The sequence below is a fragment of the Pseudomonas sp. H3(2019) genome (assembly GCF_007713465.1).
In the GTDB taxonomy this organism is placed as follows: domain Bacteria; phylum Pseudomonadota; class Gammaproteobacteria; order Pseudomonadales; family Pseudomonadaceae; genus Aquipseudomonas.
Genome location: NZ_VMSG01000004.1, coordinates 171609 through 190054 on the forward strand (window position 1 = coordinate 171609; position 18446 = coordinate 190054).

Annotated in this window: 16 protein-coding genes; 13 read left to right on the forward strand and 3 right to left on the reverse strand. The window is 59.8% G+C overall.

Features of this window, described 5'->3' with window-relative positions:
- Positions 1 to 14 precede the first annotated feature (14 nt).
- From rlmN to FPT12_RS06405, 10 genes are all read left to right on the forward strand, one after another.
- Positions 15 to 1163: a 23S rRNA (adenine(2503)-C(2))-methyltransferase RlmN gene (gene rlmN / locus FPT12_RS06360; protein WP_145015130.1), complete on the forward strand. Its 1149-nt coding sequence runs from the start codon at positions 15 to 17 to the stop codon at positions 1161 to 1163.
- Positions 1164 to 1175: 12 nt separating this feature from the next.
- A complete protein-coding gene (gene pilW, locus FPT12_RS06365; protein WP_054595804.1) occupies positions 1176 to 1934 on the forward strand; it encodes a type IV pilus biogenesis/stability protein PilW in 759 nt (252 codons plus the stop codon).
- Positions 1934 to 2947, forward strand: coding sequence for a RodZ family helix-turn-helix domain-containing protein (locus FPT12_RS06370; protein WP_145015131.1), 1014 nt, complete (start codon positions 1934 to 1936; stop codon positions 2945 to 2947). The genes pilW and FPT12_RS06370 overlap by 1 nt, the downstream gene beginning before the upstream one ends.
- A gap of 3 nt (positions 2948 to 2950) precedes the next feature.
- The gene (ispG, locus tag FPT12_RS06375; RefSeq protein WP_019693460.1) at positions 2951 to 4060 is read left to right on the forward strand and encodes a flavodoxin-dependent (E)-4-hydroxy-3-methylbut-2-enyl-diphosphate synthase; all 1110 of its coding nucleotides are present in this window, start codon (positions 2951 to 2953) and stop codon (positions 4058 to 4060) included.
- Positions 4061 to 4083: 23 nt separating this feature from the next.
- Positions 4084 to 5373, forward strand: coding sequence for a histidine--tRNA ligase (gene hisS, locus FPT12_RS06380; RefSeq protein WP_145015132.1), 1290 nt, complete (start codon positions 4084 to 4086; stop codon positions 5371 to 5373).
- A 40-nt stretch (positions 5374 to 5413) separates the two neighbouring features.
- A complete protein-coding gene (locus tag FPT12_RS06385) occupies positions 5414 to 6055 on the forward strand; it encodes a tetratricopeptide repeat protein (protein WP_103319250.1) in 642 nt (213 codons plus the stop codon).
- Positions 6048 to 7199: an outer membrane protein assembly factor BamB gene (gene bamB, locus FPT12_RS06390; RefSeq protein WP_145015133.1), complete on the forward strand. Its 1152-nt coding sequence runs from the start codon at positions 6048 to 6050 to the stop codon at positions 7197 to 7199. The genes FPT12_RS06385 and bamB overlap by 8 nt, the downstream gene beginning before the upstream one ends.
- Before the next feature lie 144 nt (positions 7200 to 7343).
- Positions 7344 to 8807, forward strand: a complete 1464-nt coding sequence (gene der / locus FPT12_RS06395) for a ribosome biogenesis GTPase Der (protein ID WP_145015134.1) — start codon at positions 7344 to 7346, stop codon at positions 8805 to 8807.
- A 156-nt stretch (positions 8808 to 8963) separates the two neighbouring features.
- Positions 8964 to 10112 carry a pyridoxal phosphate-dependent aminotransferase gene (locus FPT12_RS06400; protein ID WP_145015135.1) on the forward strand — a complete coding sequence of 383 codons (1149 nt, stop codon included), beginning with the start codon at positions 8964 to 8966 and terminating at the stop codon, positions 10110 to 10112.
- Positions 10100 to 10891 (forward strand): amidohydrolase, encoded by a 792-nt coding sequence (locus FPT12_RS06405; protein ID WP_145015136.1) that lies wholly within the window; start codon positions 10100 to 10102, stop codon positions 10889 to 10891. The genes FPT12_RS06400 and FPT12_RS06405 overlap by 13 nt, the downstream gene beginning before the upstream one ends.
- Positions 10892 to 11088: 197 nt before the next feature.
- On the opposite strand, the gene leuA is transcribed toward FPT12_RS06405, so the two are convergent.
- The 3 genes from leuA to xseA form a co-directional block, all read right to left on the reverse strand.
- Positions 11089 to 12768 (reverse strand): 2-isopropylmalate synthase, encoded by a 1680-nt coding sequence (gene leuA, locus FPT12_RS06410; RefSeq protein ID WP_145015137.1) that lies wholly within the window; start codon positions 12766 to 12768, stop codon positions 11089 to 11091.
- Positions 12769 to 13099: 331 nt separating this feature from the next.
- Positions 13100 to 13921, reverse strand: coding sequence for a M23 family metallopeptidase (locus FPT12_RS06425; RefSeq protein ID WP_054595814.1), 822 nt, complete (start codon positions 13919 to 13921; stop codon positions 13100 to 13102).
- Positions 13922 to 13924: 3 nt separating this feature from the next.
- Entirely contained in the window at positions 13925 to 15304 is a 1380-nt protein-coding gene (xseA, locus tag FPT12_RS06430; protein ID WP_145015138.1) for an exodeoxyribonuclease VII large subunit, read from the reverse strand.
- A gap of 190 nt (positions 15305 to 15494) precedes the next feature.
- Between xseA and FPT12_RS06435 the strand changes: the two genes are divergently transcribed.
- The 3 genes from FPT12_RS06435 (at position 15495) to guaB (ending at position 18422) form a co-directional block, all read left to right on the forward strand.
- The gene (locus FPT12_RS06435; RefSeq protein WP_145015217.1) at positions 15495 to 16220 is read left to right on the forward strand and encodes a sulfite exporter TauE/SafE family protein; all 726 of its coding nucleotides are present in this window, start codon (positions 15495 to 15497) and stop codon (positions 16218 to 16220) included.
- A 66-nt stretch (positions 16221 to 16286) separates the two neighbouring features.
- Positions 16287 to 16835, forward strand: a complete 549-nt coding sequence (locus FPT12_RS06440) for a sugar ABC transporter ATPase (protein ID WP_145015139.1) — start codon at positions 16287 to 16289, stop codon at positions 16833 to 16835.
- A gap of 117 nt (positions 16836 to 16952) precedes the next feature.
- The gene (gene guaB, locus FPT12_RS06445; protein WP_145015140.1) at positions 16953 to 18422 is read left to right on the forward strand and encodes an IMP dehydrogenase; all 1470 of its coding nucleotides are present in this window, start codon (positions 16953 to 16955) and stop codon (positions 18420 to 18422) included.
- The last annotated feature ends 24 nt before the right edge of the window (positions 18423 to 18446 follow it).

The following is an 18446-nucleotide window of genomic DNA, read 5'->3' on the forward strand; positions in this document are numbered from 1 at the left end:
GTGAAGGTGAATCCATGACTACATCGACTGTAAAAACCAACCTGCTGGGTCTGACTCAACAGGAAATGGAAAAATTCTTCGACTCAATCGGGGAGAAGCGTTTCCGTGCCGGTCAGGTAATGAAGTGGATTCACCACCTTGGCGTCGATGATTTCGACGCCATGACGAACGTCAGCAAGGCCTTGCGCGACAAGCTCAAGGCTATTGCCGAAGTTCGCGGCCCCGAAGTGGTCAGCGAGGACATTTCCAGCGACGGCACCCGCAAGTGGGTGGTGCGCGTGGCGTCCGGCAGCTGCGTCGAGACCGTCTACATTCCCCAGGGCAAACGCGGCACGCTGTGCGTTTCGTCCCAGGCAGGCTGTGCCCTGGATTGCAGTTTCTGCTCCACCGGCAAGCAAGGATTCAACAGCAACCTCACCGCCGCCGAAGTCATCGGCCAGGTGTGGATTGCCAATAAATCGTTCGGCAGCATCCCGGCAACCGCCGACCGTGCCATCACCAACGTGGTGATGATGGGCATGGGTGAGCCGCTGCTGAACTTCGACAACGTCGTTGCCGCCATGCACTTGATGATGGACGACCTGGGCTACGGCATTTCCAAGCGCCGCGTGACCCTGTCGACCTCGGGCGTGGTGCCGATGATCGATGAGCTGTCCAAGCACATCGACGTTTCCCTGGCGTTGTCCCTGCACGCACCGAACGATGCGCTGCGTAACCAGTTGGTACCGATCAACAAGAAGTACCCGCTGAAAATGCTCCTCGAGTCCTGCCGCCGCTACATGTCGTCCCTGGGCGAAAAGCGCGTGCTGACCATCGAGTACACCTTGCTCAAGGACATCAATGACAAGGTCGAGCATGCGGTTGAAATGATCGAGTTGCTCAAGGACACGCCTTGCAAGATCAACCTGATCCCGTTCAACCCGTTTCCCCATTCCGGTTACGAGCGGCCGAGCAACAACGCCATCCGTCGTTTCCAGGATCAACTTCATCACGCTGGCTTCAATGTCACCGTGCGCACCACCCGTGGCGAAGACATCGACGCCGCGTGTGGCCAATTGGTAGGACAGGTGCTGGATCGCACCCGTCGTAGCGAACGTTATATCGCCGTGCGTGAGTTGAGCGCCGACAACGATATGCCGCAAGACGCTGCGAATCGTACTTAAGAGAGGATCTCTATGTCACTGCGCCTAGCGCTGCTTCTGCTGTTCGCCAGCCTGTCGGCTGGTTGTGTTCTGTCGGGTGATTTCAATCCGATGAAAACCAGCAAGGGGCGCGACGAGGCGCGTGCTGCGTATGTGCAGTTGGGCGTGGGGTATCTGCAGCAGGGCATGACCGAACGGGCGAAAGTCCCGTTGAAGAAGGCTCTCGAACTGGATAGCGCCGACCCGGATGCCAACGCAGCGTTGGGCCTGGTGTTCCAGGCCGAGATGGAGCCCGAGCTCGCTGATCAACATTTTCGCAAGGCATTGTCCGGCCGTCCTGGCGATGCTCGTATCCTGAACAACTACGGCAGCTTTCTCTTTGAAGAGAAACGTTACAAAGAAGCTTACGAGCGCTTTGAACAAGCGGCTGCCGATAGCCTTTATCCTGAGCGTTCACGGGTTTTCGAGAACCTCGGCATGACGGCTTCGATGCTTGGCCAGCGGGATCTGGCCCGTCAGCAACTGGAAAAAGCCCTGCGCCTGAACCGCCAACAGCCACGGGCGTTGCTGGAAATGGCTGAGTTGTCGTACGAAGACAGGCATTATGTGCCTGCGCGTGACTATTACGATCGTTTTAGCCTGCTCGCCGAGCAAAATGCACGTAGTCTATTGCTCGGCGTTCGGCTGGCCAAAGTGTTCGAAGATCGCGACAAGGCCGCCAGTTTTGGCCTGCAATTAAAACGACTCTATCCCGGTACGCCGGAATATCAGCAATACCTGTCGGAGCAATGATGAAAGCGGCGCATCCAGAAGTTGTAGCAGCGACTCGCGTAAACCCCGGAGAGACCCTGCGTCAGGCCCGCGAAGGCAATGGTTGGTCGCTGGCGGAAGTAGCGCTCAAGCTCAATCTCACCGTGAATTCCTTGAAGAATCTGGAAGACGGCGCTTTCGACAAGTTGCCAGGGCACACCTTTGCTCGCGGCTATATCCGCGCTTACGCCAAATTGCTCGGCATGGACCAGGCCGTTCTGGTTCAACAGTTCGACCAGCACACCGGCACCGATTCCCGGGGAAGCAACGTGCAAGGCCTTGGGCGTATCGAAGAGCCATCGCGGGTTTCCCACACCATTCTGCGAATTGTCAGCCTGTTGCTGCTGATTGCCGTGGTGGGTGGCGGTTTTGTCTGGTGGCAGGATCAAACCTCGTTGCGCACCAAGGACCTGAATGGTCTCAGCCCTGAACACGTCGAAGTCGAAGGCGCCGATGGCACCACGCAGATCCATCCGCTTGACGAGCCGGAAGATCAGGCTGTGGTAGAAGGTCAGGCCGAAGCCGGGACGCCTCTGGCATTGCCTGAAGGCCAGGCGCCTGCTGAGGTTCAGACAAATGTCGAGGCGCCGACGCCGGCCGCTCCGGTCGCCCCGGTTGTCGCTCCAGTGCGTACCGCGCCTGCCCCGGTTGTTGCGACGCCAGCGGCACCGGTTGTGGCTGCTGCGCCAGCGCCCGTCGTGGCCGCCGCGCCAGCACCCACCGCTTCGGCTGCTCCGGCCACTCCGGTTGCCGGTGCGGGCCAGGTACGGATTCAGTTCTCTGCCAACTGCTGGGCGCAAGTCACCGATGGCAACGGCAAAGTGCTGTTGAGCGGTCTCAAGCGTAAAGGCGAAACCGTCGATGTCAGCGGCAAACCACCGTTTGCAGTACGCCTGGGCTATGCCCGTGGCGCGCAGGTCAGCTACAACGGACAAGTGGTCGATGTAGCTCCGTTCACCAGTGGCGAGACTGCTCGCCTGAAGTTGGGTCAATAAGTCATGCACGGCGAATCTCCAATCAAACGTCGCGAATCCCGCAAGATCTGGGTTGGTTCGGTACCGGTGGGCGGTGATGCGCCCATCGCTGTACAGAGCATGACCAACAGCGACACCAATGACGTTGCCGCCACCGTGGCCCAGATCAATCGTCTGGAAGCGGCCGGTGTCGACATCGTGCGGATCTCCGTTCCGGACATGGACGCGGCCGAAGCCTTCGGTCGCATCAAGCAACTGGTCAAGGTGCCGTTGGTTGCCGACATTCACTTCGACTACAAGATCGCCTTGCGCGTAGCCGAACTGGGCGTCGATTGCCTGCGGATCAACCCGGGCAACATCGGTCGTGAAGACCGTGTGCGCGCGGTGGTCGATGCCGCCCGTGACCGCGGGATTCCGATCCGTATCGGCGTCAACGCCGGTTCCCTGGAAAAAGACCTGCAAAAGAAATACGGCGAGCCAACGCCTGCCGCGCTGGTCGAGTCGGCCTTGCGCCACGTCGAGCACCTTGAACGCCTGAACTTCCAGGACTTCAAGGTCAGCGTGAAGGCTTCCGACGTGTTCATGGCCGTCGAAGCCTATCGTCTGCTGGCCAAGGAAATCGTCCAGCCACTGCACCTGGGGATCACTGAAGCCGGCGGTTTGCGTTCAGGCACAGTGAAATCCGCCGTGGGCCTCGGTATGCTGCTCGCCGAAGGGATTGGCGATACTATTCGCATCTCGTTGGCGGCTGACCCGGTCGAGGAAGTGAAAGTCGGCTACGACATTCTCAAATCCCTGCATCTGCGTTCCCGTGGCATCAACTTCATCGCCTGCCCGAGCTGCTCGCGGCAGAACTTCGATGTGGTGAAAACCATGAACGAACTGGAAGGGCGCCTCGAAGATCTGCTGGTGCCGCTGGATGTTGCGGTCATCGGTTGCGTGGTCAACGGTCCCGGCGAAGCCAAAGAGGCCCATATCGGCCTGACTGGCGGTACGCCGAACCTGATTTACATCGATGGCAAGCCGTCGCAGAAATTGACGAATGACAATCTGGTGGATGAGCTGGAACGGCTGATCCGCCAGAAAGCGGCCGAAAAGGTCGAAGCTGACGCAGCAGTCATCGCTCGCGGCTGATCGAACGAATTTAAGGATTTATAGTGAGCAAGTCTCTGCAAGCCATACGTGGCATGAACGACATCCTGCCCGAACAGACCCCGCTGTGGCGTCACTTCGAGGGCACCGTTTCGCGTCTGCTGGATAACTACGGTTACAAGCAGATTCGCATGCCGATCGTCGAGTTCACCGAGCTGTTCAAACGCTCCATCGGTGAAGTGACCGACATCGTCGAAAAAGAGATGTACACCTTCGACGACCGTAACGGCGACTCGCTGACCCTGCGCCCTGAGGGCACAGCGGCCTGCGTGCGTGCAGTGCTTGAGCACGGCATCACCGGCGGTGGCCAGGTGCAGAAACTCTGGTACATCGGCCCGATGTTCCGCCACGAGCGTCCACAGAAAGGCCGCTATCGCCAGTTCCACCAGATCGGTTGCGAGGTTTTCAACCTTGATGGTCCGGACATCGACGCCGAGCTGATCGTGCTGACCTGGCGCCTGTGGGGCGAGCTGGGTATCCGTGACGCGGTCAAGCTCGAGCTCAACAGCCTGGGCACCAGCGAGTCCCGCGGTCGTTATCGCGATGCGCTGGTGGAATACCTGACGGCACGCCTGGACCAGCTGGACGAAGACAGCCAGCGCCGCCTGAAAACCAACCCGCTGCGAGTGCTCGATACCAAGAACGCCGATACCCAGGCGGCATTGGTCGATGCGCCGAAGATGGCTGACTACCTTGACGAAGAGTCTCGCGCTCACTTCGAGGGCCTCAAGGCGCGTCTGGACGCTGCCGGCATCCCTTACGTGATCAACCCGAAGCTGGTGCGCGGGCTGGATTACTACAGCAAAACCGTATTCGAATGGGTCACCGACAAACTCGGCGCCCAGGGCACTGTCTGCGCGGGTGGCCGTTACGACGGTCTGGTCGAGCAGATGGGCGGCAAGCCGACGCCGGGCGTTGGTTTCGCCATGGGCATCGAGCGCCTGGTGTTGCTGCTCGAAACCCTGGAGCAGATCCCGGAAGAAATCTCCCGGCAGGTTGATGTCTACCTGTGCGCCTTCGGTGAGGCTGCCGAACTGGCCGCTCTGACACTGAGCGAGCGGGTTCGTGATCAACTGCCAAACCTGCGTCTGCAGATCAATGCCGGTGCAGGCAGCTTCAAAAGTCAGTTCAAGAAGGCCGACAAGAGCGGTGCGCTGTACGCATTGATCCTCGGTGACGACGAAATGGCCCAGCAAGTGGTAGGTTTCAAACCCCTGCGTGGCCAGGGCGAACAACAAAGCATTGCCTGGGATGCGCTTGCCGCTCACCTGGCCACCTGCGTCGTGCAGGGTTGAAGCTGTCAAACAGCCGATTTAGCGAATAAGGAGTATTGGGGTGTCGAGTACCGAAGACGAACATCTGGCGGAATTCAAAGACTGGTGGCAGCGTAACGGCAAACCTCTAGTGACTGGCGGCCTGTTGGCGCTGGTCATCGTGTTCGGCTGGCAGGCGTTTCACAAGTATCAGAGCAATCAGTCGCAAGGCGCCTCGATGCTTTACCAGCAACTGCTGGAAACCACGCTGACCCCGGATGGCAAGCCTGACGCGGCCCGTGTAGCGGACCTCGCCAACAAGCTCAACAGCGAGTTCGGCGGCACGGCTTACGCCCAATACGGCAGCCTGTTCGTGGCGAAAGTCGCGGTCGACAGCGGCAAGCTGGATGACGCTGTAAGCCAGCTCAAGGCTGTGGCTGACAAACCTGCCAACCCGGCGCTGGGCGAAGTGGCGCGTCAACGTCTGGCTCAGGTTCTGGCCGCACAGAACAAGGCTGACGAAGCACTGAAACTGCTCGAAGGTGATGCCGATCAGGCATTCCTGGCCACTCGCGAAGAACTCAAGGGTGACCTGCTGGTCCAGTTGGGTCGTACCGATGAAGCCCATGCTGCTTATCAAAAAGCCAAGGCTGCGCTGTCGGATGAAGCGGCGGTCGGTGGCTTACAAATCAAGCTGGACGACCTGGCCAAAGGGGATGCGTGACGTGATCCGTTGGAAACATGCAGCATTGCTGGCTCTGGCCATTCTGGCCGCGGGTTGCAGCAGCAACAGCAAAAAAGAATTGCCGCCGGCCGAGCTGGTCAAATTCAAGGAAGAAGTGGTCCTGCAAAAGCAGTGGAGCCGTTCGGTCGGTAACGGCCAGGGCGAAACCTACAACATGCTGGTGCCGGCCATCGATGGCAACACCCTCTATGCCGCCGACGTCAAAGGCGTGGTGATGGCGCTCGATCGCATGAACGGCGACGTCAAATGGAAGAAAGATCTCGAACTGCCTGTGTCCGGCGCCGTTGGCGTGGGTTACGGTCTGGTCATGATCGGCACGCTCAAGGGCGAAGTGGTTGCCCTGGACGCAAGCTCCGGTGAAGAGAAATGGCGCGCTCGCGTGACCAGTGAAGTCCTCGCACCGCCTGCCAACAACGGTGACGTGGTGGTGGTGCAAACCCAGGACGATCGTCTGATCGGTCTGGATGCTTCCACCGGTAACCAGCGCTGGTTGTATGACAGCACGCCAGCGGTCCTGACTCTGCGCGGCACCAGTGCGCCGATCGTGACCAACCGCCTGGCGATTGCCGGCCTGTCGACCGGTAAAGTCGTGGCGCTGGATATCTCCAACGGCGTGCCGGTCTGGGAACAGCGCATTGCGATTCCACAGGGTCGCTCGGAGCTGGAGCGCGTGGTCGATATCGACGGTGGCCTGCTGCTGTCCGGCGACAAGATCTATGTCGCCAGCTATCAGGGGCGCGTAGCGGCCCTGGACCTGCAAAGCGGTCGTCAGCTCTGGCAGCGTGATGCTTCCAGCTATGCCGGTGTGGCCCAAGGTTTCGGCAGCGTCTACATCAGCCTGTCTTCGGGCACCGTTGAAGGCGTCGACGAGCGTTCGACCACCTCCTTGTGGAGCAACGACTCTCTGGCCCGCCGTCAACTGTCGGCACCGGAAGTGTTCTCCAGCTACGTTGCAGTCGGTGACCTGGAAGGTTACCTGCACCTGCTGAGTCAGGTGGACGGTCGTTTCGTCGGCCGTGAACGCATCGACAGCGACGGCCTGCGTGCTCGTCCGCTGGTGGTGGGTGACATGATTTACGTGTTTGGCAACAGCGGCAAACTGGAAGCCCTGACCATCAAGTAATGGTTTGACTATGCTTGGGGATAGCAATGTTCCCAGGCGGCCTTGCTCTGCAAGGCTTTGCGGCACGTCATGTGCTGCCCCGAGCACCAGCCGCTGCCTCGCAGCGGCTTTTGTATTTTCTGAAATAACGAAGTGGAGAGCCGCATGGTTCCCGTAATCGCCCTGGTGGGCCGACCGAACGTCGGCAAATCCACCATGTTCAACCGCCTGACCAAAAGCCGCGACGCTATTGTCGGCGACCTTTCCGGTCTGACCCGTGATCGCCAATACGGTGAGGCAAAGTGGCAAGGGCGCTCCTACATCCTGGTCGACACCGGTGGTATTTCCGGTGATGAGCACGGCATGGACGAAAAGATGGCCGAGCAGTCGCTGCTGGCTATCGAAGAAGCCGATGTCGTTCTGTTCCTGGTAGATGCCAAGGTTGGCTTCACCGCTGCCGACCAGATGATTGCCGAGCACTTGCGCAAGCGCAACAAGCGCTCCCTGCTGGTGGCCAACAAGATCGACAACATCGATCCTGAAATGGCCCGCGCCGAATTCGCCCCGTTGGGCATGGGCCACGCCATTGGTGTGGCTGGTGCGCAAGGTCGCGGTGTCAACACACTGTTGGAAGCCGCCCTGAGCGAATTCCCGCGTGACACCGAAGAAGAGGATCTGAACGCTAACGTCGCCGAAGGCGAAGAAGCGATCCGGATTCCGGGTCCGAGCGAAAAAGATGGCATCAAGATCGCCATCATCGGTCGCCCGAACGTCGGCAAGTCGACCCTGGTCAACCGCATGCTCGGTGAAGATCGGGTAATCGTCTATGACCAACCCGGCACCACCCGCGACAGTATCTACATCCCGTTCGAGCGTAACGAAGAGAAGTACACGCTGATCGACACCGCGGGTGTGCGCAAGCGCGGCAAGATCCACGAGGAAGTTGAAAAGTTCTCGGTGGTCAAAACCCTGCAAGCGATCAAAGACGCCAACGTCGTGATCTTCGTGATGGACGCCCGTGAAGGCGTGGTTGACCACGACCTGAACCTGCTGGGTTTTGCCCTGGAAGCCGGTCGTGCCATCGTTATCGCCCTGAACAAGTGGGACGGCATGACGCCGTCCGAGCGTGATTTCGTGAAGATCGAGCTGGAACGTCGGTTGTTCTTCGTCGACTTCGCCGATATCCACTTCATCTCGGCGCTGCACGGCACTGGCGTGGGCAACCTGTACCAGTCGGTACAGAACTCGTTCAAGTCGGCGATCACTCGCTGGCCGACCAACCGCCTGACCCAGATCCTCGAAGACGCGGTTGGCGAGCACGCGCCACCGATGGTCAACAACCGCCGGATCAAGCTGCGTTATGCCCACTTGGGTGGTGCCAACCCGCCGCTGATCGTGATCCACGGTAACCAGGTCGAGAAGGTTCCGAACTCTTACGTCCGTTACCTGGAAAACACTTACCGTCGCGTCTTGAAGCTGGTCGGTACGCCGATCCGCATCGAGTTCAAAGGTGGCGAGAACCCGTACGAAGGCAACAAGAACACGCTCACCGACCGTCAGGTCAACAAGAAGCGCCGCTTGATGACGCACCACAAGAAAGCCGACAAAAAGCGCCGCGACAAGCGATAAAACAGCGACAAGTTGTAAGCGACAAGCTGCATGCAAAAGCCGAGTCGCTTTAAAGAAGGGGTCCTTTCAGGGCCCTTTTTTGTGGCTGGAAGTTTGACGCTTGACCGCTTGCAGTTTGTCGCTTGAAACTTGTAGCTCACCTGCAGGGGCCCACCGATGATCACCAGCAAGCTGCCGAATGTCGGCATCACTATCTTCACCCAAATGTCTCAGCTCGCGGCACAGACCGGCGCGATCAACCTGTCCCAGGGGTTCCCCGATTTCGATGCTCCGCAAGCCTTGTGCGATGCGGTCGGCCGGCACATCGCCAATGGCCATAACCAGTACTCACCCATGACCGGCCTGCCGGCGCTGCGCCAGCAAGTGGCGGCGAAGATTGCCCGCAGCTATGGCGTAAACGTCAATGCCGATACCGAGGTGACTATCACCCCCGGCGCGACCCAGGCGATTTTCTGCGCCATTCAAACGGTTATCCACAGCGGTGACGAAGTGATCGTCTTCGATCCGGCCTACGACAGCTATGAACCCTCGGTGGAGCTGGCCGGTGGTCGTTGCGTGCATGTGCCGTTGGGGGGGAAGGATTTCGCCATCGACTTCCAGAAACTCGGCGAAGCGCTGAGCCCGCGCACACGAATGATCATTCTCAACTCGCCGCATAACCCGAGTGGTGCGCTGATCTCGCGCGCCGAGCTGGATCAGTTGGCGGCATTGATCCGCGACCGCGATATCTATGTGATTAGCGACGAGGTGTATGAACACCTGGTGTTCGACGGCGTGCCGCACGTCAGCGTATTGGCCCATGAAGAGCTGTATCGGCGTGCTTTCGTGGTCAGTTCTTTTGGCAAGACTTACCACGTCACTGGCTGGAAAACCGGCTACGTGGTCGCGCCACCGGCGCTCACGGAAGAACTGCGCAAGGTGCATCAATACGTCAGTTTCTGCGGTGTGACCCCATTGCAGTACGCGCTGGCCGACTTCATGGCCGAGCATCCGGAGCATGTCGAAGAGTTGCCGGGCTTCTATCAGGCCAAGCGTGATCTGTTCTGTGATTTGCTGGCGCCTTCGCGGTTCAGCTTTACCAAGGTCACCGGGACCTATTTCCAGTTGGTCGACTATTCGCAGATCCGCCCGGACCTGAACGATGTCGAGATGGCCAAGTGGATGACGCGCGAGCATGGCGTGGCGGCGATCCCGATTTCGGTGTTCTACCAGAGCCCGCTGCCGGAACAGCGTCTGGTGCGTCTGTGTTTTGCCAAGCGTGAGGAGACGCTGCGTCAGGCAGCGGAGAAACTATGCGCGATCTGACCACCTTGCCCGATCTGAACGTTGCGTTGATCCAGACCACATTGGCCTGGCATGACCGCAAGGCCAACCTCGAGCATTTCGAGCAGTTGCTGGAGCAGGCGCGGGGCACCGACCTGATCATCCTGCCGGAGATGTTCACCACCGGCTTCTCCATGGAGTCGCAAACCCTCGCTGAAGCGGAAAACGGCCCGACCAGTAAATGGCTGCGAGCGCAGGCCGCCAAACTTGACGCAGTGATTACCGGCAGCGTGATTGTCCAGGCCGCCGATGGCAGCCATCGCAATCGGTTGTTGTGGGCGCAGCCGGACGGTGAGGTTCTGCATTACGACAAGCGTCACCTGTTTCGCATGGCCGGCGAGCACAAGCATTACACCGCCGGCGAGCATCAGGTGCAGTTCGAGCTCAAAGGCTGGCGGGTGCGTCCGCTGATTTGCTACGACCTGCGTTTCCCGGTGTGGAGCCGCGATGCGCAAGACACCGACCTGCTGCTGTACACCGCGAACTGGCCGGGTGCACGGCGTTTACACTGGAACCGTTTGCTGCCGGCACGGGCTATCGAGAACCTCTGCTATGTCGCGGCGGTGAACCGGATTGGCACCGACGGCAAGGGCTTTGCTTATACCGGTGATAGCCAGGTGCTGGATTTCCAGGGCGAGACGCTGTTGGGTGCCGGTGAGGCCGACGGGGTGTTTCAGGTCGTGCTGAGCGCTGCGGAGCTGGCGGCGTATCGCATGCGGTTCCCGGCGAATCTGGATGCCGATACCTTCGAACTCACCTGAGTTTTCGCTGCCTGACAGACCGCTATCGCGAGCAGGCTCGCTCCCACATTGGATTTGTACAGGTCCAACAATCAGCACATAACCCTGTGGGAGCGAGCCTGCTCGCGAAGAGGCCATAACAGACAACACAAAATCTGCAGGCACAAAAAAGGCCCTGAGGCGTTAACCTCGGGGCCTTTTGCGTTTCAGCTGGCGGGTTACGCCGCTTTCGCTTCCGGCTGGCTCAGGGAGCGGTTCAGCGCGCTGAACAGGGCCTTGAAGCTGGCCGTGGTGATGTTTTCATCGATGCCCACGCCGTGCACTGCACGCTCGCCGTTCACGCGCAGTTCAATGTAGGCCGCAGCCTTGGCATTGGTGCCTGCGCCGATCGCGTGTTCGTTGTAGTCCATGATCTCCACCGGGATCGGCAGACCGGCCACCAGTGCTTCCAGCGCACCGTTGCCTTTGCCACGCCAGTGCAGGTTGGTTTCGCCCTGGCCTTTGCTGGAGACTTCAACTTCGACGGCGCTATGACCGTTCTCTTCCTGCAGGCGATGGCTGACCAGCGCGTACGGCGTGTTGGCCTGCAAGTACTCGCTGTGCAGCAGCGCATGGATTTGCTGGGCAGTCATCTCGAGGCCCAGGCGATCGGTCTCGCGTTGTACGACCTGGCTGAACTCGATCTGCATGCGGCGCGGCAAGTTAATGCCGTATTCCTGTTCCAGCAGATAAGCGATACCGCCTTTGCCGGACTGGCTGTTGACGCGAATCACTGCCTCATAGCTGCGGCCAATGTCGGCCGGGTCGATCGGCAAGTACGGCACTTCCCACAGCTCGTCCGGTTTCTGCTGGGTGAAACCCTTGCGGATCGCGTCCTGGTGCGAGCCGGAGAACGCGGTGTGAACCAGGTCGCCGACGTACGGGTGACGTGGGTGCACGGGAATCTGGTTGCACTCTTCAACGACTTTGCGCACGCCGTCGATGTCGGAGAAGTCCAGCTCAGGGTCAACGCCCTGGGTGTAGAGGTTCAAGGCCACGGTGACGAGGTCGACGTTACCGGTACGTTCGCCGTTGCCGAACAGGCAGCCTTCGACACGGTCGGCACCCGCCATCAGGCCCAGCTCGGTGGCCGCAACGCCGGTGCCACGGTCGTTGTGGGTGTGCAGGCTGATGATCACGCTGTCACGACGGTTGATGTGACGACCGAACCACTCGATCTGGTCCGCGTAGATGTTCGGTGTGGCGCATTCGACGGTGGCCGGCAGGTTGAGGATGACCTTGTGCTCAGGCGTCGGGTTCCAGACTTCGATCACGGCGTCGCAGACTTCCTTGGCGAATTCCAGCTCAGTGGCGCTGAAAGTCTCTGGCGAGTATTCGAAGGTCCATTCGGTGTTTGGTTGCTGGGCGGCATATTTGACGAACAGCTTGGCGGCGTTCACGGCGATGGCCTTGATCCCGTCCTTGTCCTGATTGAAGACAATCCGGCGGAAGGAAGGGCAGGTCGCGTTGTAGAGGTGAACGATGGCTTTTTTCGCACCGCGCAGGGATTCGAAAGTCCGCTCGATCAGGTCTTCACGGCCCTGGGTCAGCACCTGGATGGTGGTGTCGTCCGGGATGTGGCCACCTTCGATCAGGGTCCGCACGAAGTCGAAGTCGGTTTGCGAAGCAGCCGGGAACGAGGCTTCGATTTCTTTCACGCCGACGGCGACCAGGGTTTTCCAGAAGCGCAGCTTTTTCACCGCGTCCATTGGCTCGATCAGCGACTGGTTGCCATCGCGCAAGTCGGAGCTGCACCAGATCGGCGCGGCAGTGATGGTCTTCGATGGCCAGGTGCGATCTGGAATGTCGATTGTCGGGAAAGCGCGGTATTTCGAAGACGGGTCTTTGAGCATGCTCATCGGAAAATCCTTATTGTGTGGGCCGAAAAAAGGCGGCCTGCCGGTGGATCAAAAAAACGTTGGATAAAACGTGGGACGAGGCGCCGCGATTCAGCCCGGCAGTCGTGCGCTGACGAGGCACAGGCTGCGGTGCTGGCGGAGCTGAATGAGGGTGTGAGAAGTTTTCATGTCTTCAACCCTAACCGCGAGGGTGAAAGATGGCAAGCAGTCGAAAAACTTTGAGAGGAATACCCGAAAAGTCTTTTTTGACGAGATTTTATCTTTGGTTTGTTTGAATTTGTTTGTGGGTATTGCGCAGACCGTTCGTCATGCGCAATCCCTGTCGGAGCGTTTATGGCTGGAATGCGCCGATGAAAATCGCCGGATCCACGCGGGCATCGTTCAGGCTGACGTTCCAGTGCATGTGCGGTCCGGTCGCACGACCGGTGGAGCCGACTTTGCCGACCACGCCGCCGCGCGCCAGTTGCTGGCCGACTTTCACGTCGATTTTCGACATGTGGCAGAACATGCTGATGAAGCCTTGGCCGTGGTCGACGAATACCGTGTTGCCGTTAAAGAAGTAGTTTCCGATCAGGATCACCTTGCCGGCTGCCGGGGTCTTGATCGGCGTACCCGCCGGCACCGCGAAGTCCAGGCCCGCGTGGGGATTGCGCTCTTCGCCATTGAAGAACCGGCGCACACCGAACTTGCTCGACAGCGGACCATTGACCGGCTTGTCCAGCAGCAGATTGCTCGGCGTTACCGGGCTGAAACTGCGATAGGCGCGAACCTGTTCGTCCAGTTCGGCGTCGATGCGTTTCAGGTCGTCCGGGTTCGGATTGACCTGACGCTGGTTCTTCAGGGTGATGTGCTGTTCCGGGTACTTCTTGTTGCCGACCATGAAGTTCAGGTTACGGCCACCGCTACTGAGCTGCTGGTTGCCGGGTTTGACGGTCAGCGGCACGCCGACAACCGCCAGCCAGTTGTTCTGTTCCTTGACCACCAGCACCGGTTTGCCTTGATAGCTGGCCTTTGGCGCCTGAGCCGAAGTGCCCAGGTCGACCACCGCCACACCGCCGGGTACCGGTTTGTTCAGCAGGCGCGTGATGTAGCTGTCGGCGTGGGCGTTGAAGGTCAGGCAAAGCAACAACAGCGGTGCAAGAAAACGCGGCATGGATCAATCCAGTAAAGAAAGGGTGACGGGCGTCAGGTGGTTGTCTTCGACCCGGACCTGCAATTGGCCTTCGCCGAGCATGGCTTTCAGGCGTTGGCCGTTTTGAGTCTGCGCGGCGCTGCGGATCGCGTTGCCGCGTTCATCGAGCAAAATGCTGTAACCACGGCCCAGTGTCGCCAGCGGGCTGACCACATGCAGGGTTTGCATTTGGGTTTGCAGTTGCAGGCGACGAGCCTTGAGACCCTCGCGCATCGAGCGCGGCAGGCGCTCGGCGAGGCTGTCGAGGCGCTGGCGCAGCAGCGCCAGTTGGCGTCCCGGATGTTGCCCGGCGAGGCGGGTCTCCAGGCGAATCAGTCGCTCGCGACGGGTATTGAGGCTGCGCTCGAAGGCCCGGCGCAGGCGCATGTCCAGGTCATCCAGACGTTGCGCTTGCTGACGCAGGCGTTCGCCGGGATGGCGCAAGCGGCGCGAGATGCCTTCCAGGCGCAGGCGATCGCGCATCAAGCGGTCGCGGATGCGCATCACCAAACGCCGATGCAGGCTTTCAACCCTGCGCACCAGGTCGCTGGAATCCGGTGCCAACAGTTCGGCTGCAGCGGAAGGCGTCGGTGCGCGGACGTCGGCCACGAAGTCGCTGATCGACACATCGGTTTCATGGCCGACGGCGCTGACAATCGGGGTGACGCAGGCATCCACCGCACGGGCCACGGCTTCTTCGTTGAAGCACCAGAGGTCTTCCAGCGAGCCGCCGCCTCGCGCGAGGATCAGCGCATCGAAACCGCGGGCATCGGCCAGTTTCAGTGCGCGGACAATCTGCACGGTGGCTTCGCGGCCTTGCACGGCAGTGGGGATCAGGGTCAGCACCACTTGCGGTGCACGGCGACGGAATACGCTAATGATGTCGCGAATCACCGCGCCGGTCGGCGAACTGATGATGCCGATGCGTTGCGGGTGTGCCGGCAGCGGCACTTTGCGTTCGGCACTGAACAGGCCTTCGGCGTTGAGTTTTTCCTTCAGCGCATCGAACGCCAGACGCAGCGCACCGTCACCGGCAGGTTCCACGGTGTCGAGAATCAGCTGATAGTCGCCACGTCCTTCAAACAGCGATACCTTGCCCCGGACCTTCACGGCCAGGCCATCCTTCAGCGCCTGACGAACCCGCGCAGCGTTCTGCCGGAACAGCGCGCAACGCACTTGGGCGCCGCTGTCCTTGAGGGTGAAATAGATGTGGCCGGACGCCGGGCGCGCAAGGTTGGAGATTTCGCCTTCGACCCAGATGTTGCTGAACACGTCTTCGAGCAACACCCGCGCGCGGCCGTTAAGCTGGCTGACCGTCAGGACTTCTCGGTCCAGGCCGAGTCTTGCAAAGGGATCTTTAATCATGGGGCGCAGTTTAAAGGCATTCGGCGATCAATCTCCATGGCCGATTACCTTCTGGCTGAAGTGAACGCTGTGCGATCCTTTGTGGGAGCGAGTCTGCTCGCTCCCACAGGGGGGCGCAGGCTAAAACCATCACAGTGATAAAAAGGAAGTTGCATTGCTGGAATTATTGAATCAATGGCCCTTCGGCGCCATGGACTGGCTGGTGATCGGGCTGGGTATCAGCCTGGCGTACATCGTCTTCGGTATCGCCGGGTTTGGCACGGCGCTGGTGGCCGGGCCGATCCTGATTCTGTTCATGCCGCTGTCGAAGATCGTGCCCTTGCTGGTGCTGCTGGATTTCGTCGCGGCATTCGGCAATCTGCTGCCGTCGCGGCGCGATGTGGCCAAGCCCGAGTTGTTGCGATTGCTGCCGTGCATGGCGGTGGGGTGCACGTTGGGAGTGATCTTCCTGCTGAACCTCAAATCGAATCTGTTGCTGCTGTTGATGGGGCTGTTTATCAGCGCGTATGCGATTTACAGCTTGTGGGTGAAAGTCCGGCCGACGCAGTTGGCTGCCGCGTGGGCGATCCCGATGGGCACGGTGGGCGGAATGTTTGGGGCGCTGTTTGGCAGTGGCGGCTTTTTATATGCGATTTATCTGAACAGCCGCTTGCCCAAGGATGAGGCCCGCGCCACGCAAAGTGCGTTGATCAGTTGCAGTACGGTGGTGCGTTTGAGTTTGTTCGCGATTGCCGGGGTTTATGCCGAGCTACCCTTGTTGGTACTGGCAGTGTGTTTGTTGCCGGCAATGGCGCTGGGGCTGTGGACCGGTCGACGGTTGACGATGAGGTTATCTCGCGAGGCCTTTGTACGGTTGGTGACCTGGCTGGTGCTGGCCAGTGGCATTGCCTTGATCGGACGCTATTTGAGTACTTGACCGGATTTTGTCAGGGATTAAGCTGCCGGCCGCCGAATCCTCCATTGACGTATCAGGCCTCACTTCATGAACTCGCAAAGCATCCTCGTCCCGAAAATCTCCACACTGCCGGTGCACGAACCTCGGGCGCGGGCGATTGTGCGGTGGCTGGTGCGCAAGAACATCATTGAAGAACAACTCACCACCTGCGGTCGTACCGGCAATCGCATGGCCCACGCCATTGCACCGGGCGCACGGGCGGTGGTGTTGCATCCCGAAGCGCTGCCGTTTGGCGAGCCGATCAATGGGCTGGAAATCATCACCAAGCGCTGCATCTATACACCGGCCAAGGGGTTTCTCGAAGAAGCCGGTTGTGCCGAATGCCGCAAGGAGATCGGCGAAGCGCTGTTCGAAAGCCTGGAAGACTGGATGCCGGGGCGCACCGACAACTTCATCTGCCCGGAATGCGGGCATGAAGACGACATCAACGGCTTTCTGTTCCTGCAGGAATGCGGCTTCTCGAACCTGGGCTTTATCTTCAATAACTGGGCCGAGGCCGGGTTCAAACAGAGCTTCATCGACGAGTTCGCCGAATGGCTGGACCTGCCGGTGAGTTGGGTCAAGGTAGAGTTGTAGGCCCCCGTGTTACCCGTATATCAGTAATACCAATAATAGACAGACTTTTACATTGAGCCGGCGGGGGTGTCTGAGTATAATGGCGCGCTTCCATTTTCCCGCTCGGGAGCCCCCGCGATGCTGCGTATCAGCCAAGAAGCTCTGACCTTCGACGACATTCTTTTAGTGCCCGGTTATTCCGAGGTGCTTCCTAACGAAGTCAGTCTCAAAACCCGCCTTACCCGTGGCATCGAGCTGAATATTCCACTGGTTTCCGCTGCCATGGACACCGTCACTGAAGCCCGTCTGGCAATTGCCATGGCTCAGGAAGGTGGCATCGGCATCATCCACAAGAACATGACCATCGAGCAGCAAGCTGCCGAAGTGCGCAAGGTCAAGCGGTACGAGGCCGGCGTGGTCAAGGACCCGATCACCATCGAGGCTGACGCCACGGTTCGTGAGCTGTTCGAACTGACCCGTATGCACAACATCTCCGGCGTTCCGGTACTGCACGATGGCGACCTGGTCGGCATCGTCACTTCCCGTGACGTGCGCTTCGAGAACCGTCTGGACGCCACTGTCCGTGAAGTGATGACGCCTAAAGAACGTCTGGTCACGGTCAAGGAAGGCGCCAACAAGAACGATGTGCGCGAACTGCTGCACAAGCACCGCATCGAGCGCGTGCTGATCGTCGACGACAAATTTGCCCTCAAAGGCATGATGACCGTCAACGACATCGAAAAAGCCAAGGCCTACCCACTGGCCAGCAAGGACGACCAGGGTCGTCTGCGCGTCGGCGCTGCGGTCGGTACCGGTAAAGACACCGGCGATCGCGTTGCGGCACTGGTGGCTGCCGGTGTTGACGTGGTGGTGGTCGACACCGCCCACGGTCACTCCAAAGGCGTGATCGACCGCGTTCGCTGGGTCAAGCAGAATTTCCCTGAAGTCCAGGTGATCGGCGGCAACATCGCTACCGGCGCTGCTGCCAAGGCTCTGGCCGAAGCGGGCGCGGACGCAGTCAAGGTCGGTATCGGCCCTGGCTCGATCTGCACCACCCGGATCGTTGCCGGTGTCGGCGTGCCGCAAATCAGCGCCATCGCCAACGTCGCCGCTGCCCTTGAAGGTACTGGCGTTCCGTTGATCGCCGACGGCGGCATCCGTTTCTCCGGTGACCTGTCCAAGGCCATCGTTGCCGGTGCTTCCTGCGTGATGATGGGCTCGATGTTCGCCGGTACCGAAGAAGCGCCGGGCGAGATCGAACTGTTCCAGGGCCGTTCGTACAAGGCTTACCGTGGCATGGGTTCGCTGGGCGCCATGTCCCAGGCTCAAGGCTCTTCGGATCGTTACTTCCAGGACTCCTCGGCAGGCGCCGAGAAGCTGGTTCCGGAAGGCATCGAAGGGCGTGTTCCGTACAAGGGCACCCTGAGCGCGATCATCCATCAGTTGATGGGCGGCCTGCGTTCCTCGATGGGTTACACCGGTAGCGCCGACATCGAAGAGATGCGTACCAAGCCAGAGTTCGTGCGGATCACCGGCGCCGGCATGGCGGAATCTCATGTCCACGACGTGCAGATCACCAAAGAAGCGCCAAACTACCGCGTAGGTTGAGCCTTCAAGCAAATCGTTAAGCAA

What these genes read in the sequence shown, in the direction of transcription:
- FPT12_RS06405 (WP_145015136.1), top strand. Translation starts at nt 10,100, where the DNA reads ATGCGCGATCTGACCACCTTGCCCGATCTGAACGTTGCGTTGATCCAG.
- rlmN (WP_145015130.1), top strand. Translation starts at nt 15, where the DNA reads ATGACTACATCGACTGTAAAAACCAACCTGCTGGGTCTGACTCAACAG.
- xseA (WP_145015138.1), bottom strand. Translation starts at nt 15,304, where the DNA reads ATGATTAAAGATCCCTTTGCAAGACTCGGCCTGGACCGAGAAGTCCTG.
- ispG (WP_019693460.1), top strand. Translation starts at nt 2,951, where the DNA reads ATGCACGGCGAATCTCCAATCAAACGTCGCGAATCCCGCAAGATCTGG.
- bamB (WP_145015133.1), top strand. Translation starts at nt 6,048, where the DNA reads ATGCGTGACGTGATCCGTTGGAAACATGCAGCATTGCTGGCTCTGGCC.
- FPT12_RS06440 (WP_145015139.1), top strand. Translation starts at nt 16,287, where the DNA reads ATGAACTCGCAAAGCATCCTCGTCCCGAAAATCTCCACACTGCCGGTG.
- guaB (WP_145015140.1), top strand. Translation starts at nt 16,953, where the DNA reads ATGCTGCGTATCAGCCAAGAAGCTCTGACCTTCGACGACATTCTTTTA.
- FPT12_RS06370 (WP_145015131.1), top strand. Translation starts at nt 1,934, where the DNA reads ATGAAAGCGGCGCATCCAGAAGTTGTAGCAGCGACTCGCGTAAACCCC.
- der (WP_145015134.1), top strand. Translation starts at nt 7,344, where the DNA reads ATGGTTCCCGTAATCGCCCTGGTGGGCCGACCGAACGTCGGCAAATCC.
- pilW (WP_054595804.1), top strand. Translation starts at nt 1,176, where the DNA reads ATGTCACTGCGCCTAGCGCTGCTTCTGCTGTTCGCCAGCCTGTCGGCT.
- leuA (WP_145015137.1), bottom strand. Translation starts at nt 12,768, where the DNA reads ATGAGCATGCTCAAAGACCCGTCTTCGAAATACCGCGCTTTCCCGACA.
- FPT12_RS06425 (WP_054595814.1), bottom strand. Translation starts at nt 13,921, where the DNA reads ATGCCGCGTTTTCTTGCACCGCTGTTGTTGCTTTGCCTGACCTTCAAC.
- FPT12_RS06435 (WP_145015217.1), top strand. Translation starts at nt 15,495, where the DNA reads ATGGACTGGCTGGTGATCGGGCTGGGTATCAGCCTGGCGTACATCGTC.
- FPT12_RS06400 (WP_145015135.1), top strand. Translation starts at nt 8,964, where the DNA reads ATGATCACCAGCAAGCTGCCGAATGTCGGCATCACTATCTTCACCCAA.